16 protein-coding genes and 1 pseudogene are annotated in these 15,468 nt (G+C 42.8%); 2 read left to right on the top strand and 15 right to left on the bottom strand.

Annotation, left to right across the window (positions count from 1 at the left end):
* The first annotated feature begins 311 nt into the window (after positions 1 to 311).
* The gene (gene cspB, locus M1D69_RS16195; RefSeq protein ID WP_010333511.1) at positions 312 to 515 is read left to right on the top strand and encodes a cold shock-like protein CspB; all 204 of its coding nucleotides are present in this window, start codon (positions 312 to 314) and stop codon (positions 513 to 515) included.
* Positions 516 to 606: 91 nt separating this feature from the next.
* Here cspB and M1D69_RS16200 read toward each other — a convergent pair whose 3' ends face one another.
* The 15 genes and pseudogenes from M1D69_RS16200 to M1D69_RS16270 all read right to left on the bottom strand — a co-directional run bounded on the left by M1D69_RS16200 (position 607) and on the right by M1D69_RS16270 (position 14,079).
* Positions 607 to 1,548, bottom strand: coding sequence for an ABC transporter permease (locus M1D69_RS16200; RefSeq protein ID WP_044156646.1), 942 nt, complete (start codon positions 1,546 to 1,548; stop codon positions 607 to 609).
* On the bottom strand, positions 1,541 to 2,458 hold the full coding sequence (locus M1D69_RS16205) for an ABC transporter ATP-binding protein (RefSeq protein WP_458105510.1): 918 nt from the start codon (positions 2,456 to 2,458) through the stop codon (positions 1,541 to 1,543). Before M1D69_RS16205 ends, M1D69_RS16200 begins: the two co-directional genes overlap by 8 nt.
* 16 nt (positions 2,459 to 2,474) lie before the next feature.
* Positions 2,475 to 3,173, bottom strand: a complete 699-nt coding sequence (locus tag M1D69_RS16210; RefSeq protein ID WP_059293174.1) for an ABC transporter ATP-binding protein — start codon at positions 3,171 to 3,173, stop codon at positions 2,475 to 2,477.
* Positions 3,170 to 3,541, bottom strand: coding sequence for a GntR family transcriptional regulator (locus tag M1D69_RS16215; protein ID WP_458105509.1), 372 nt, complete (start codon positions 3,539 to 3,541; stop codon positions 3,170 to 3,172). Before M1D69_RS16215 ends, M1D69_RS16210 begins: the two co-directional genes overlap by 4 nt.
* Positions 3,542 to 3,546: 5 nt before the next feature.
* Positions 3,547 to 4,326, bottom strand: a complete 780-nt coding sequence (locus M1D69_RS16220) for a hypothetical protein (RefSeq protein WP_458105508.1) — start codon at positions 4,324 to 4,326, stop codon at positions 3,547 to 3,549.
* A gap of 169 nt (positions 4,327 to 4,495) precedes the next feature.
* The gene (locus M1D69_RS16225; protein ID WP_458105507.1) at positions 4,496 to 4,870 is read right to left on the bottom strand and encodes a hypothetical protein; all 375 of its coding nucleotides are present in this window, start codon (positions 4,868 to 4,870) and stop codon (positions 4,496 to 4,498) included.
* A gap of 12 nt (positions 4,871 to 4,882) precedes the next feature.
* Positions 4,883 to 5,413: an NAD(P)H-dependent oxidoreductase gene (locus M1D69_RS16230; protein WP_003224063.1), complete on the bottom strand. Its 531-nt coding sequence runs from the start codon at positions 5,411 to 5,413 to the stop codon at positions 4,883 to 4,885.
* Positions 5,414 to 5,435: 22 nt separating this feature from the next.
* Complete coding sequence (locus tag M1D69_RS16235) at positions 5,436 to 7,040, bottom strand: DHA2 family efflux MFS transporter permease subunit (RefSeq protein ID WP_458105506.1); 1,605 nt, start codon at positions 7,038 to 7,040, stop codon at positions 5,436 to 5,438.
* A gap of 40 nt (positions 7,041 to 7,080) precedes the next feature.
* A pseudogene (locus M1D69_RS16240) lies at positions 7,081 to 7,747 on the bottom strand (HlyD family efflux transporter periplasmic adaptor subunit).
* A 35-nt stretch (positions 7,748 to 7,782) separates the two neighbouring features.
* Complete coding sequence (locus M1D69_RS16245; protein ID WP_044156656.1) at positions 7,783 to 8,247, bottom strand: MarR family transcriptional regulator; 465 nt, start codon at positions 8,245 to 8,247, stop codon at positions 7,783 to 7,785.
* Between the two features lie 159 nt (positions 8,248 to 8,406).
* Complete coding sequence (gene yhbH / locus M1D69_RS16250) at positions 8,407 to 9,585, bottom strand: sporulation protein YhbH (protein WP_458105505.1); 1,179 nt, start codon at positions 9,583 to 9,585, stop codon at positions 8,407 to 8,409.
* 178 nt (positions 9,586 to 9,763) lie between these two features.
* Complete coding sequence (gene prkA / locus M1D69_RS16255; RefSeq protein WP_024120689.1) at positions 9,764 to 11,659, bottom strand: serine/threonine protein kinase PrkA; 1,896 nt, start codon at positions 11,657 to 11,659, stop codon at positions 9,764 to 9,766.
* Positions 11,660 to 12,015: 356 nt separating this feature from the next.
* On the bottom strand, positions 12,016 to 12,723 hold the full coding sequence (locus tag M1D69_RS16260; protein WP_458105504.1) for a hypothetical protein: 708 nt from the start codon (positions 12,721 to 12,723) through the stop codon (positions 12,016 to 12,018).
* A gap of 10 nt (positions 12,724 to 12,733) precedes the next feature.
* The gene (locus tag M1D69_RS16265; protein ID WP_458105503.1) at positions 12,734 to 13,447 is read right to left on the bottom strand and encodes a bactofilin family protein; all 714 of its coding nucleotides are present in this window, start codon (positions 13,445 to 13,447) and stop codon (positions 12,734 to 12,736) included.
* Positions 13,438 to 14,079, bottom strand: a complete 642-nt coding sequence (locus M1D69_RS16270) for a YhbD family protein (protein WP_458105502.1) — start codon at positions 14,077 to 14,079, stop codon at positions 13,438 to 13,440. The genes M1D69_RS16265 and M1D69_RS16270 overlap by 10 nt, the downstream gene beginning before the upstream one ends.
* A 191-nt stretch (positions 14,080 to 14,270) precedes the next feature.
* Here M1D69_RS16270 and M1D69_RS16275 point away from each other — a divergent pair.
* A protein-coding gene (locus M1D69_RS16275; RefSeq protein WP_439024324.1) for an IS3 family transposase occupies positions 14,271 to 15,421 on the top strand; the annotation gives its coding sequence in 2 pieces (ribosomal slippage) (positions 14,271 to 14,544 and positions 14,544 to 15,421; 1,152 coding nt in all).
* Positions 15,422 to 15,468: the final 47 nt, after the last annotated feature.

The following is a 15,468-nucleotide window of genomic DNA, read 5'->3' on the forward strand; positions in this document are numbered from 1 at the left end:
GTCAATTACTATTACCCAGCCTTTCCGTAAAGAGATAGTAAAGTAAAAAGTCCTGCAAACATATGATCACGTATCGAAAAAACAGATACATTTCAGCAAATAAATATCAAAATGAAAAATAATATGTTATTTTCCGAAAAAAGTTTCATTTAACAGTTGTTTTTTCTCAAAATTACTGGTAGAGTAAAGGTAATTATTTTTGTTCGAACTATCTTTAAGAAGAAAGTTTTGTAAGAGTTTTCGTCTTGGAAGTTTGTTTTAGAGCAAGAATAGTGAATTTAAGCGTTATGATCGCTTTAGGAGGAAATTTCATGTTAGAAGGTAAAGTAAAATGGTTCAACTCTGAAAAAGGTTTCGGATTCATCGAAGTAGAAGGTCAAGACGATGTATTCGTTCATTTCTCTGCTATTCAAGGCGAAGGCTTCAAAACTTTAGAAGAAGGCCAATCAGTTTCTTTCGAAATCGTTGAAGGAAACCGTGGACCACAAGCTGCTAACGTTACTAAAGAAGCGTAAGCATAAATTGATAATAAAAACTGCAGGTGCAAGCCTGCAGTTTTTATTTTAAAGAAAAAGCTGTTTTGCTTATGCAAAACAGCTTTTTTCATTAGTTCGCAATATCCCGTTTCATAAAGATTCCGAAAGCAAGCAACAGGAAGACGACAAAGTAAATCGCCAGCATCACTATAGAGAAAGTCATTGTCATCCCTTCCACTAACGGTGTCCCCTCTACATACTGCATCAGATTAACATTGGCAAATAAAATATACTTCGCCCAGTCAAACTTCATCGCTATAAATGCAGTGGCTGTCGTGCCTGTTACCAATAAAAAGATGGAAAACCCTACAGCAAGAGAGCTGTTTCTAAATACTGCGGACAGCATAAATGCCATCGTAGCCAGCATTAAAGCCGCAACAGATTCTGAGAGATACGTTTTGGCCAAATACCCCAGCATGTTTTGTTCCAATACATGACCGTCCTTATAGATTAAATGAACATTCGCGGCAGTGTCCCCGCCTGTCCCGAAAAAGACCAGTCCCAGCAAAGTTGAACCCATAAATAATATAAACAGCAATAAGAAACCAAATAAAAGAACGGTAATATATTTAGAAAGCAGAATTTGAAAACGGCTGAGCGGCCGGATCATTAACAGCTTAACCGTACCCCAGTTAAATTCGTTTGCGACGATGCCGGCTGCGATTATAATCGTGAACAGCCCAGTAAGGATTGTAAAACCGGCAGAATCCGTTACATAAGACCAAACGGTATAGCCAGTGTCACTCGGGATATTATGTTCAATGCGATAGTTATTGATTGTGATCGTTTCTTCATATTGTCCTTTCAGGGAAGGATCTTCTTTCATTGCCTTCTTCAAATCAGCATTTTGTGCTTGAAGCGTTTCTTTCCACTTCGGATTTGCTTCATCGGTCGAAAAGTGGTTTGTTAAAAATGCCCACCCGATCATTGTCAAAGCAAGGATTCCGATCATCACCCATGTTCCGACACGGCTGAAAATTTTGATCCACTCATTATAAATCAAATTAAGCATGTTGAACCTCCTCTTTTGCTTCGCCTGTGATTTCTAAGAAACGGTCCTCTAATGATTTTGTAATCACTTTGACTTCATAAATGCGAATTTGCTGCATGACCAGCAATTCAATGACTGCAGGGACGTCCTCTTTAGCCAGTTTGATTTCCAAACCGTTTGTCTTGATTACCGAATCATATTCTTTTAGAATCGCAGCAGCTTCCTTCGGCTGCTCCACTTGGAAGAAATATGTATCCTTTTCATCAGTTATTTCATCTCTTACATTCTGAATGTCGATAAGCTTTCCTTTTTGGATAATCGCAATTCGGTCACACATCAGTTCCATTTCTGACAGCAGATGGCTTGATACGATGACAGACATTCCTTTTTCTCGCGTCAGCTTCTTTAAATGGTCTCTGATTTCTCTGATTCCCGCCGGATCAAGGCCGTTTGTCGGTTCATCCAAAATCAGCACTTTCGGATCGTGCAGAAGGCATTGTGCCAAGCCGAGACGCTGCCTCATTCCCAGAGAGTAGGTTTTCACTTTATCATGGATTCTTTCTTTGAGGCCTACCAGTTCTACCACTTCATCAATTTTTTCCTTCGTGACACCCTTTACCATCCTTGCGTATTGCTGGAGATTTTTATATCCGCTTAAGAATTTATACAGCTCTGGGTTCTCTACAATAGCCCCGATATGTTTGATTGCCTTGGCATAATCTTTCGTGATTGACTGGCCGCAAATGAGCACGTCACCTTGTGACAGCTTCATTAAACCGACCATCATTCTGATTGTCGTCGTTTTCCCCGCTCCGTTCGGTCCCAGAAATCCAAATACTTCGCCTTCGCGAATCGTAAAGCTCAGATCATCAATGATCGTCCGGCCTCTGATGTTTTTTGTCACATTTTTTAATTCCAATACTGTTTTCATCAAATTCCTCCTCTATCTAGTAAACTTCCATATTCGTTTTAAACCATTGCAGCACGGACATACCTTCCTGCTCGCGAATCTCTTCCACATCACGCTGCGCCATTTTTTCTCCGTCGGCGAGCACGATGACCTCGTCAAGCAGGATTTCAATTTCATCAATTTCGTGTGTCGCAATGACAACGATCTGCTGCTCAAAATCAATATAAGAAACGAGGCTGTTTACGATTGAATCCCTGACCATCGGATCAAGACCGGAAAAAGGCTCGTCCAGCAGAATGACGGAAGCTTTTCTTGATAGTGCCAACACGATTTTAAGACGGCCTCGATTCCCCTTGGAAAGCTGCTTTATCTTTTTTTCAGGCTTCAGCTGCATTTCCTCAAGCAGCTGATAGGCTTTTTCCATCTGAAAGTCAGGGAACTGTGATTCGTAAAAATCGAGCATATCTTTCACCGTAAACCCGGGATAAAACATGTCTAACTCTGTTAGATAAGCCGTCTGCTTGATCATGTCTCTTGTTACAGGCTGTTCACCCGCTTTTACTGAACCTGAAGTAGGAAACATCAATCCGGCGATTAATTTCAAGGTTGTCGATTTCCCGCTGCCATTCGAGCCCAAAAATCCGTAAATTTTTCCCGGATATAAAGTGAAGGATATATTGTTTAGCGCCGTGTGGCCGCCGTATCTCTTAGACACATTGTCAAACACAATATTCATTCCTGTCCTCCTTCCGTGTATTTTTTAATCCCTGCCAGCATGTCTTCTTTTGTTAATCCCAGCTCTGCCATTTGATGAATAAAGCTTTCAAACACTTCACGGGTAAGCCTCTCTTTCAGTTCATCCACGATTTCAGCTTTTTCAGCGATAAACGTCCCTTGCCCTCTTCTTGTCTCCACAATTCCCAGCCTTTCCATTTCACTGTAGGTTCTTTGAATCGTATTCGGATTTACTTTTGTTTGAATTGCCATTTCTCTGACAGACGGCAGCTTGTCTCCGGGAACAAGCTCCTGTCTGACCAGCCTATAAAAGATTTGATCAGCAATTTGCAAATAAATCGGTTTAGAGGATTGAAAGTCTTGTCTCATGTTCTCTACACCTCAACTTTTCGCTGCAGGAGCCTGGAAGCCAGAAAAAGAAATACAGCTGCCAAAACCAGCATGACAATAATAGACGGATATGGAAGATGGAAGATGTTTAATTCCACGCTCCACCCTAAAGATCCCTTGTATGTAAAACCGACATCTCCATACGTTGTGAAATAATACAATTTATCCAGCGGTGTCAGCCAAGGCATGATCAAATGGTCCTCTGCATAAAACCACCCTATCCCCAGTAACATACAAATGAACCAGCGAAACCGCCTGATGAGGAAAGAACTCGATTTTAAAGAATGAAACACATTCCACAGCAGGATCACCGCACAGGAAAGATAAGCAGTAAATACCAGCCCATAAAGATTAAAGATCAGTATAGTGCCTGCAAGCGGAACTTGATCAGCAATGAGCGCTTTTGAGTCAAGGTACTCATAAAGAAAGACGCCGTAAACTGAAATCAAAAACTGAAAAATAAATTGATAGACAAGACCGGCAGTCAGTTTCGAGAGTAAAAGCGCGGCTGCGCCGTTCGGATTATATAACCATAGCTGGTTTTTCCCCTCTACACGAAGACTATTGTAGACAAGCAAAGGAGCTAAAAACACTTGAAAAATGGCAAGCATTACCCAGCATCCAAAAGCAGCTAAAGGTTCTTCAGTCACTCGTTCTAATAAAAAGCTTCCGGCAGCTAAAAGTATGACTGCACCGAGACACGCAAAAAACCGCATTTTTGACAGTCTCAGATCCTTTTTTACTAAACCCCAAAACGGTTTCATTGTTTTCCTCCTAAAAACACTCATAAAGTGTATGACTCAAATAGTACACTAGAACTTTCTAAAATACAACATATTCCATGGATTTATTTTATAAAAAACCAAGTTTTATGCATTTAAACAGCATAAAAAAAAGCAAACCCGCCATGAGTAAACGGATTTGCCTTCGATATTATTTCTTTTTATTTTTCATGGAGAGCAGCGCATCACGATAACTGCTGTCCTGCATTTTGTCACTTTTTTCAGTGTCCTCTTTGTCTTTCTGATCTTCCTCAGAATGCTTAAACTTTTGAAGCGCCTGCCTGTAGAAGTCATCCCCAATTGAGTCACTTTTCTCTTTTTCAGAGTCAGCTTTCACAACGGCTGGGACATGCTCAGCAGCCCGTGCTTCAGCAGGGTATTGCGCTTCGTTTTCTTCCTCTTCTGGAGGGGCGATTTTTTCAGCTGTTTCTAGCTTCTCGAGTCCAGCAGAGGCGTTACGGACGTTATACGTGATAAGGCCCGCAATCACAATGACAGCAGCAATAATTGCTATAATAATGGCCATTTTAACCTCTCCTTACTGTCCGGCTGTTAAGTTTCCTGTGACTTGGCTGACGCGTCTTCCTAATGCGCGGCCCAGCTGGATACCTTCCTCAGACATTAACTCATCACTGTCTACCGGGCAAGTGACGCCCGCTCCGTAGTAAGAACCGTACAGCGCGTTTTCAGGCACATTCCCAGGCAGACCGACAACAATCATCCCTTGGTGGAACATTGGCGTGATTAAGTTGTGCATTGTCATTTCCAAGCCGCCGTGTGTTGTTGCCGTTGTGCAGAATACTGCGCCGACTTTGTTGATCAGCTCGCCTTCAGCCCATAAGTAGCCGAGTCTGTCGATCCAAGTTTTCAGACCTGCACTGATTGTTCCGAAATGCCCGGGGCATCCCCAAATAATCGCGTCCATGTCTTTAAGCTTGCGGATATCCGCCTGATCTACGTGGTCGATGAATACTTCAGCCGCGTCGTTTTCCCGAGCGCCTTCAGCAATCGCTTCTGCCAATACCTTTGTATGTTCGCCTTCACTGTCATACACTACATAAATTTTCATTCAGGAAACCTCCCTGTACAGTTTAAGATTCCTTAACTTCTTTTGGAGCCGGAAGCAATGAAAGCTCCTCTTTTTTCTTTTTCTCCGCACGCAATTTATCTTTTCTGACATCACGCAGGAAAAGACTGAGAATCACACCTGCCACACAGAATAATGTCGCCCACATAAAGGCGTCATTAATCCCCATGACGTTTGAATCGAGTGTCGCGTGTTTATAAATATGTGAGTAAACATACGTTTTCGCTGTTTCATAAGGCACATTCAAATTCACCATTATATTCGAAACTGCATTTTGGAACGCGTGGAGGAAGTTCGGGTCCGCCGTGCTTGTTTTATCTGCAATTTGTGAATAATGGAATGTCGTGCGGTTTGTATAAATCGTCGTAATTAAGCTTGTTCCAATTGATCCGCTGATTTGGCGGAGCGTGTTGCTCATCGCCGTTCCGTGACTGTTCAGACGGGCAGGAAGCTGGTTCATCCCGGCTGTCATGACAGGCATCATTAAGAGTGACATACCGAATGCGCGAATTGAGTATACAAGCATAATGTGTGTATACGGTGTATCGATGGTCAATTGCGTATATTGGAATGTTGTCACCACTGTCACGACCAGACCGATAATCGCAAGCGGTCTCGGACCGAATTTATCAAACAAAATACCTGAGATCGGCGACATGATCAGCATCACGATCGCACCCGGAAGCAGAAGCAAACCGGATTGAAGCGCCGTAAATCCGACCAGGTTTTGCAGATAGATCGGTAACAGGAACATACCAGTGTAAAGTGCCACTGTAATAATGATATTAATAACACTTGAGAGTGAGAAAATGTCGTATTTAAACACTCTGAAATCAAGCATCGGATCATCATGGCGCAATTGCTGAACAACAAAAGCAACAATTGCAATGACGCCGATTATAACTGTAGACAGGACAATCGGGTCGGTCCAGCCGTCAGAACCCGCTTCACTGACTCCGTATAATAAGGATGCGAAACCGACAATTGAGAGGATCGCTCCAAGAGTGTCGAGTTTGATTTTTTGCGGCTCCACCAAATTCTTAAAGATGAAGAAAGCCACAATGATAACAATTGCGCCGATCGGCACAAGTCCGTAAAACATGATGCGCCATGTGTAATGCTCAATAATCCACCCGGAAAGAGTCGGGCCGACCGCTGGAGCAAACATCATCGCAAGTCCGAAAATCCCCATTCCTTTCCCCCTGCTTTCAGGCGGGAAGATTAACAGAATGGTTGTCATAACAAGCGGCTGCAAGATACCTCCGCCTACGGCCTGAATCAAACGGCCGATCAGCATTACAGAGAAGTTAGGTGCGATACCGCAGACTAACGTACCGAGCGTAAAACAGAACATGGCGACGAGAAAGAGACTCCGTTGGCCAAAACGTGTAATCAGGAAGGCAGATAACGGAATCAATACGCCGTTAACAAGCATGTAACCTGTTGTCAGCCACTGAATCGTCGTTGCACTTACGCCAAATTCAGTCATTAAGTGCGGCATTGCGACGTTAAGCAATGTTTGGTTTAGTATTGCCAAAAATAAACCCGCCATTAGCACAATCAGCAATGTCATAGGGCTTTTTGTATTTTTTTCTTTGCCTGTAGCCATCTAAGACAACCTCCTTTCATGGTTTGATGACTGATCTGTTTTACTCAGAAATCTTAACAGATGCATTCATACCTGGAAGCACCTTATCAGATGGGTTTTTAATTGAAATTTTAACAGGAACTTTTTGCGTTACTTTTGTGTAGTTTCCGCTTGAATTTGTAGATGGAAGCATATCAAAAGTTGAGTTCGTCGCATAGCCAATTTCTTCTACAGTACCGTCAAAAGTTGTATCAGGATCTCCGTCAACGACTACGTCTACACTATTTCCTACTTCAATATCCGCAATATCTGTTTCTTTAATATTTGCTGTGATGTACAGGTTGTCCATGTCAATCGTTTGCGCAATTGTTGTACCAGCCTGTACGGTTTGTCCGTTTTTCACTTCATTTTTCACAATTGTTCCATCCATGATGGATTTTACATCAACAGTTTGTTCACCTTTGATTTTTGCAACTGTGTCGCCTTTTTTCACTGTTTTTCCTTCTTCAAGATCCCAGTCGGATACTTTACCTGCTGCTGGAGCTGAGATAGCTGCCATATCGCCGGCTACTTTAGCTTCATCTGTTTTTACGTAGTTTGTGCTTTGATAATAGTAGTAAGCACCTCCGCCTATAATTGCAAGAACAACAATCAAACCGATAATGTTGGTCAGAATTAAACGTCCTCTGTTCATTTTGTTTTTCTCCTTTCGTTTCTTCCTCTATCATTTTGTGGAAAGCTGGTGAAAATATGTGGGAAGTTTTCAATTACCGCTTTTTTCTGCACAGCCTTCAGCGAGCTTTGATAAACTTCCGGCAAGCTTACGCAAATATTGAAGCTGAGACGTGTCAAGCTTCTGATACAGGCTCGCGCCCATTTTTGCGTATTGCACAGCGGCTTTCTGTAAAAGTTCTTCCCCCTCTTCGGTTAACTGAATCATGACGATACGGCGGTCATCCGGACTGTCATATCGATTCATCAATTGCCGGTTATATAGGATATCGGTCATCCGGGTCACAGAAGCAGGCTTAAGATCAAGAGACATGGCCAGCTTGCTGAGCGGCGTGCTTCCGCTTTGATGAATTTTAAACATCAGTAAATATTGAAGGACTGTAATATCAAAAGGCTCAAGCACAATCTCCAATATCTTCTTCTGTTTTTTATAGATAGACCGAGACGTATCGAAGAGCTGTTCAAAAGTGAGCAAAGCACGTTCTGATTCAGTCAACTCCTTTTCACCTCATTCCTCAATAATAGTTCACAAGATAAAATATTAATAAATGAAAGAAGATTTGTCAAAGGAAAAATTCCTTTTTTCTTCTTATTTTTTTCGTAATCGCTTTCTTACTTTTTTTAAATAAAAAAAAGCCCTGAAATGGGCTCTTCACTAGGATAATTGATGGCTGATGACAGGTTCTTCATTTCTAAAAAAGTTCTTCAGCGCCTGAAAAACGTCTGACTTCTGCTTTAAAATATAGTATTTGAATTTCTCGTCTTTCACATTTTTATAAGCCGACATTAACGTCGAGTGTCTATTGTATTGATTGACCTCTCCATAACAGAACAAATTCGCTTTCTTCATAATATCATTCACCAATTTCACGCACCGGGCATTATCAGATGTGAGATTGTCGCCGTCGGAGAAATGAAAAGGGTAAATATTATAACGGGCGGGGCTGTATTTTTCATCGATCAGCTCTAGCGACTTTCGATATACGGAAGAACAGATTGTTCCGCCGCTTTCTCCCTTTGAAAAGAAATCTTCCTCAGACACAACTTTTGCTTCTGTATGATGGGCAATAAATTCAATTTCAACTGTTTCATATTTCGTCCGTAAAAAGCGGGTCATCCAGAAAAAGAAGCTTCTCGCCATGTACTTTTCCCACACGCCCATACTGCCGCTCGTATCCATCATTGCTAACACGACAGCTTTTGACTCAGGCTTCGTGACATCATTCCATGTTTTATATTTTAAGTCCTCCGGATAAATCGGATAGAAAGACGGCTTCCCTGTCATCGCGTTGCGTTTAAAAGCCGACATCATTGTTCTTTTCTTATCAATATTACCGGTTAACCCTGTTTTACGGATATCGTTAAACTCAATATCCGTGTGGATGATATTATCTCTTTCTTTTTGCTGAAGATTCGGAAGCTCTAATTCTTTGAAGAGCGCTTCTTCTAAATCCATTAGTGAAACTTCTGCTTCATAATAATCTTCGCCTGCCTGATCTCCGGCTCCCTGGCCTTTACCCGGCCCCTGCTTTTTGTCTGATCCGTCCCGGGCTACCACATCTCCAACCTGGCTGTCGCCGTCCCCTTGCCCTACATGTTTATTTTTATCGTAGTTATAGCGGATTTTATACTCATCCAATGATCGGATTGGAATTTTCACTACATCCTTGCCGTTAGACATAATAATGCTTTCCTCGGTGACGAGATCCGGGAGATTGTTTTTTATGGCTTCCTGTACTTTTTTTTGGTGGCGCTGCTGGTCATCGAAGCCTTTGCGATGGAGGGACCAGTTTTCCTCAGAAATCAAAAAATGGCCGCTGTCATTTTGGGACATGAATTCCCCTCCTTAACCATTTGTGGTCGTGATACATACCTATTCCGGCTTGTGCCAGATTATGAAACAAGTCTTTCGAAAAGATTTATATTCATCATATGCGCATAAGTACAGTTAATTGACAAACTATTTAGAAAATGGTACAAAACAACCCGCCCTGTTCGGACGGGTCACTTGCTTATCGGTTCAGCAGGCTGCCGACGTATTTCAGCAGCTCATTGGCACTCGTTGAGTTGTAGCCGTGCTCATCAATTAAACGGGCCACGACTTCATTTACTTTCTTCAGCTGCTGCTCATCAGGCGTTTTTGTTGAGGTCGTAATTTTAACGACATCCTTTAAATCAGCAAACAATTTTTTCTGAATGGCTTCACGCAGTCTTTCGTGGGAATTGTAGTCAAACCGCTTTCCTTTTCTCGCATAAGCGGAGATGCGGATTAAGATTTCTTCGCGGAACGCTTTTTTCGCGTTTTCGGAAATGCCGATCTGTTCTTCGATCGATCTCATCAGCTTTTCGTCCGGGTTCATTTCTTCCCCTGTCAAAGGATCACGCAGCTTATTTTTATTGCAATAAGCCTCTACGTTGTCGAGATAATTATCCATGAGCGTTTTGGCTGATTCTTCATATGAATATACAAACGCTTTTTGGACTTCCTTCTTCGCAATATCATCATATTCCTTACGTGCTGCGGAAATAAAATTCAAGTACCGCTCCCGATCCTCGTTTGAAATAGACGGATGCTGATCAAGTCCTTCTTTTAAAGAACGGAGAACATCAAGGGAATTGATCGACTCCATATTTTTTCTGATAATGGTTGAAGAAATGCGGTTGATTACGTAGCGCGGGTCAATTCCGCTCATCCCCTCATCATTATATTCTTTCTTCATGTCCTCAACGTCTACTGAATTAAAGCCTTCCACACTTTCTCCGTCATACAGTCTCATTTTCTTCACCAGATCAATATCAGACCGCTTCGGCTCTTTTAATCGCGTAAGGATTGAAAACATCGCGGCGACCTTAAGGGTGTGAGGAGCAATATGAACATCTGATACATCACTTTCTGCGATCATTTTTTCATAAATTCTTTCTTCCTCAGACACTTTTAAATTATAAGGAACAGGCATCACAATAATTCTGGAGTGCAGGGCTTCGTTTTTCTTATTAGAAATAAATGAGCGATACTCCGTTTCATTCGTGTGAGCTACGATCAGCTCATCAGCGGAAATTAACGCAAATCGCCCGGCTTTAAAATTCCCTTCCTGTGTCAGTGAGAGCAAATGCCAGAGAAACTTCTCATCACATTTCAGCATCTCCTGAAACTCCATCATGCCTCGGTTCGCCTTGTTCAGCTCTCCGTCAAACCGATAGGCGCGCGGATCAGATTCAGAACCGTACTCGGCAATGGTTGAAAAATCAATACTTCCCGTCAAATCGGCAATATCCTGAGATTTCGGGTCAGACGGGCTGAAGGTGCCGATTCCCGTACGCTTATCCTCAGAAAAGAAGATCCGCTCCACCCTCACATCTTCAATACGCCCTCCGTACTCTTCCTCCAGCCTCATCACATTTAATGGTGAAAGACTTCCTTCTATTCTAATGCCGTATTCTCTGTAAAAATCCTCCCGCAAATGATGAGGGATTAAATGAAGGGGGTCCTCGTGCATCGGGCAGCCTTTAATCGCGTATACAGCACCATTATCCGTCAGCGTGTACGCTTCAAGACCTTTTTTGAGCATCGTGACCAGCGTTGATTTGCCGCCGCTCACAGGGCCCATTAAAAGCAGAATCCGCTTTCTGACATCAAGCCTTTTCGCTGCCGGATGAAAATATTCTTCCACAAGGCGCTCGAGGGATTCTTCAAGCCCGAACAGCTCGCGGTCAAAAAAGCTGTACTTCTTCCGTCCGTCAATCTCCTCTATCCCGCTGTCTTTTATCATATTAAAAACACGAGAATGAGCAGATTGCGCGACCATTGGATTTTCTTTAATAATCTCCAAATAATCAGCGAATGTTCCTTCCCATTTCAGACGCTGCTCTTCCTCTCTGTACTTTTCAATTTTCTTTAATATATCCATAAGGACCTCCTCTATCGTGTTTGATGCGCTGTGCAAAAAAAGGTACTTTGATACAATCTATGCCGTCAGCTCGTGATACATGCTTTGGTTTCTTAAAAATAAAGATACCTTATACAGCGTTGACAAGGCAGACTGGTGCGTTCATAATAAAGAAAATACAGAAACATCCAGACTCGGACAGCAGGAAAAATTGAAGAGGGGGAGAGACGGTGAAAACAATCATCATGATGGGAGTCATTGTCACTTTTTTAGTATCAATTTTTACCTCAGGGTACGATAGCAAGCCGGGAAAAGAATAAAAAGAAAAGGGTGCTCCCTCCTGAGAGCACCCTTTTCCTTTGTAACAGAACAATGTTCTACAACTTAATTCTTTTCATCATCTTTGAATGCTGATCGCATTCGCATTTGTTTTCAAACTCAACTGTGCCGATTTTACAGCCTGGGCCGATAACGACTTCTTTCCCTCTGACAACCGCCGCCTCGGTATTTTCCAAATAGATTTTATCTCCTTCAATCAGCTCCGCAGTTAGTTTCGCTTTTTTTCGCGTAAAAAAGCGCGCACGTTTTTTTACTGTAATGGACGTTCCGCCTATTTCCCGGACCCGGCTGGCATCATGACTTAATCGGATATCAATCTCGCCTGCATTCAACAAACCGGTTACGTCCACACAGCCAGTGATATGGAACGATTCGGTTTCACAATCGCCTTTCACGCTGAGCTTTCCTTTTGCTTCGCACGAATCCCCTGCCATATTGCCGCCGATCTCAGTCAGACCCTTCAGCTTCAATCGGCCAACATGAAGAGCGCCTCTGACTTGCATCGTCCCATATATGCTGATTTTGCCCGCAGTCAAATCGCCTCCAAACTCGCTTTCTCCGAATACTTTCAGCCGTTCAGTCTCCGCGTTCCCGAGAAAACGGCCTGTGCCGTATATGCGGCAGTCTGCAGCGGACAATCCTTCTCCAACCGTACCTTCACCTTTGATGCTGACATGGTGATAGGCGCCTCCCGCAGCGTGCCCGGCACCATATAATTTTAAATTCCCTAATTTTACCGTTTCCATATGATCCTCCTTACATTCTTGTGTACGTGCCTACCGAAGCGTTCGGATCACAAGTATAATCGCCGCTGTATTCCACGGTCTCAATCCGGCAGTTCGGACCGATTTTCACTGTATTTCCCCGCACAGTCTTGGCGTTCGTATTTGTCAGCTCAATCACGTCCCCCTCGATCAGTTCAGCCGTTAACACAGGGGTCGGCATCAGCTTCAGCAATGTCAGCATCCCTTTTCTGCCCGTCACTTGAAGATGGCGGCAGCCGATTTCCCGCACATAACTCTCTCCGGAAGAAAGCTTGATATTCACCTGATCAGCATTTAAAAGGCCGCTGACTTTGCATTTCCCTTCGGTCTGAAATGTTTCCGTTTCACAATCAGCTTCCATGACCGCCTTTCCGGAGATCACAATGTCATCAGCCTTGACTGTTCCGCCAAATGTTGACGATCCCGCAACCTTCAATTGTTTAGCGGCGGTCTCACCTTGAATAAAGCCTGTTCCATTCATGCGGATGGATTCTGCTTCAACATCCCCATGAATTTTCCCTGAACCGCTGATCGTTACTGTTTTTGCCTTGACGCTGCCATCCGTTTTGCCGGTCCCGTTAAATGAAAAAGAGTCACACTCCACGTCTCCGGCCACGGTTCCGCTGCCATTAATCTCAACAGATTGAAATTTTCCGCCTTTCGAACTCCCCGTACCGTTTATCACCAGATTATCCATTATTTCCATTGATGGTCCTCCTGCATATATTTTGTCTTTAGTTCCTCTGAAGCATTTGCTAAATCCACTCTTTCGACAATCTTGACGGACGACTCAAAAAGGATGCTGTCCGCGGCAGCCGCTATAAAACAAGTCGTTACACCCAGCTTGCGTAAAATGATCAGTTCCGTCTGCTTCTTGATCTCCGCTGTATCATACTTCCTCAATACCTCAGCAGCCATTTTCGCTTCTTCCAAGCTGACATTTCCGGATTGTAAAAGCCCTTCAAGCACATACAGCGACAACAGATCCCGAGAAGAAAACACCGTGTCTGCTCCGCCTTCTGAAAAGACATGGAGAGCCGGCTTTGATATCAAACCTTTCGTCAGCAATTCATCAGCTGTCATGCTCACATCCTTCATTTTCGGTGACAGCATCTCCCGCATCTCATCCAAAGACAAATTTTCTTTCATCTTTTGAATGATTGAAATGCGCTTTAAAATATCCTCTCTAGGAAAAAACGTCTCTTGTCCTGTAAATGTGGATTTACGTATAAACCACTCCTCGGGGATTAAATTTTTTCGTTTCCATCGATACAACTGACCGTATGAGATGGATGTTGCTTCAAGCAATTCTTTTTTAGAGATTAATTGATCTTCCATAAGTCCAGCTCCTTTGATGGATACATTGTAACATAACACTGTTACGTTGTTAAGCCCAGAATAAAGTTCCATCACACAAAAAACCCGCCCATACACGGGACTGACCCCATAAGATGAGACAAATAAAAAACACCTTCAAGTTTGAAAACGGATGATTGTTAGCCGAAATTAGACTTGGAGGTGTTTTTTCTATGGGGAGAAGAGTGAGTTATCCGGTTGAAGTGAAACAGAAGGCTGTAGAAATGAGATTGGCAGGCGTGCCTATGAAAGAGATCATGGAGAAATTAAAAATTAAGAATAAGACACAGATTAAGACGTGGGTTAGATGGCATAAGGCTGGGGATACACATAGATTCGAACAGCCTGTTGGAAAGCAATACACTTACGGAAAAGGGCCGGAGTATGCTTCCGATTTAGAGAAACTGCAGGCAGAGAATCGTTATCTGAGACAACAAAATGAAGTTCTAAAAAAGTACAACGAATTGGAAAGGAAGTTGATAGCGAAACGTCAGTCGAACTTGTAGAAGGATTGCGCAGCACAATGACCGTGCAGGATATCTGTATTCATTTAGGTATCTCTCGAGCGTCTTATTATCGTTGGAAGAAGAATCAGACGAAAGATCATCCCAAGCGCTATTTTGAAAAACAAATCGGCACGTTGTGCCGAGAGCACAAGTATCGATATGGATATCGGAAAATCACAGCCATACTAAAAAAGACAATGCGTATCAACCATAAAACGGTTCAGCGTATTATGCAGAAAAATCAATGGCAGTGCCGGGTTAAGGTGAAAAAGCGCAAGAAGAATGGGCAGCCATATGCCGTGGTCGATAATATGTTGGATCGGAATTTTCAGTCTGATCGCCCTCTTGAAAAACTAGTAACGGACATCACATATTTGCCTTATGGACAGAAACAATTGTATCTTTCCAGTATATTAGATTTATACAATGGAGAAGTGATTGCTTTTACGATTGGCGATAAGCAGGACACAGACTTTGTCTTAAACACACTTGATCAGCTGCCAACGCTGCCTGAGAACTGCGTGTTACATAGTGACCAAGGATCTGTGTATACATCTTACGAGTATCAAAAAGCTGTTAACACAAAAGGCATTACCATGAGCATGTCCCGCAAAGGGACGCCCGCTGATAATGCCTCCATCGAATCGTTTCATTCCTCACTAAAGTCTGAAACGTTCTATCTTAACAGCATTGATCGAACCACGACCGCCATCGTAGAACGCACTGTCAAAGAATACATTTATTATTATAACAACATTCGTATTCAAACGAAACTAAACAGCCAATCACCGATAAGCTATCGGCAATTGGCTGTATAAAAGGTGTTTTGATCCCTGTCTCAAAAACGGGGGTCAGTCCCACACAT

Source organism: Bacillus sp. PK3-037 (genome assembly GCF_054161355.1).

Coding starts and splice junctions, on each gene's coding strand:
- M1D69_RS16215 (WP_458105509.1), bottom strand. CDS start 3,541: ATGAGACAAGACTTTCAATCCTCTAAACCGATTTATTTGCAAATTGCT.
- M1D69_RS16225 (WP_458105507.1), bottom strand. CDS start 4,870: ATGGCCATTATTATAGCAATTATTGCTGCTGTCATTGTGATTGCGGGC.
- M1D69_RS16230 (WP_003224063.1), bottom strand. CDS start 5,413: ATGAAAATTTATGTAGTGTATGACAGTGAAGGCGAACATACAAAGGTA.
- prkA (WP_024120689.1), bottom strand. CDS start 11,659: ATGGATATATTAAAGAAAATTGAAAAGTACAGAGAGGAAGAGCAGCGT.
- yhbH (WP_458105505.1), bottom strand. CDS start 9,585: ATGTCCCAAAATGACAGCGGCCATTTTTTGATTTCTGAGGAAAACTGG.
- M1D69_RS16260 (WP_458105504.1), bottom strand. CDS start 12,723: ATGGAAACGGTAAAATTAGGGAATTTAAAATTATATGGTGCCGGGCAC.
- M1D69_RS16270 (WP_458105502.1), bottom strand. CDS start 14,079: ATGGAAGATCAATTAATCTCTAAAAAAGAATTGCTTGAAGCAACATCC.
- M1D69_RS16200 (WP_044156646.1), bottom strand. CDS start 1,548: ATGCTTAATTTGATTTATAATGAGTGGATCAAAATTTTCAGCCGTGTC.
- M1D69_RS16235 (WP_458105506.1), bottom strand. CDS start 7,040: ATGGCTACAGGCAAAGAAAAAAATACAAAAAGCCCTATGACATTGCTG.
- cspB (WP_010333511.1), top strand. CDS start 312: ATGTTAGAAGGTAAAGTAAAATGGTTCAACTCTGAAAAAGGTTTCGGA.
- M1D69_RS16220 (WP_458105508.1), bottom strand. CDS start 4,326: ATGAAACCGTTTTGGGGTTTAGTAAAAAAGGATCTGAGACTGTCAAAA.
- M1D69_RS16265 (WP_458105503.1), bottom strand. CDS start 13,447: ATGGAAATAATGGATAATCTGGTGATAAACGGTACGGGGAGTTCGAAA.
- M1D69_RS16210 (WP_059293174.1), bottom strand. CDS start 3,173: ATGAATATTGTGTTTGACAATGTGTCTAAGAGATACGGCGGCCACACG.
- M1D69_RS16205 (WP_458105510.1), bottom strand. CDS start 2,458: ATGAAAACAGTATTGGAATTAAAAAATGTGACAAAAAACATCAGAGGC.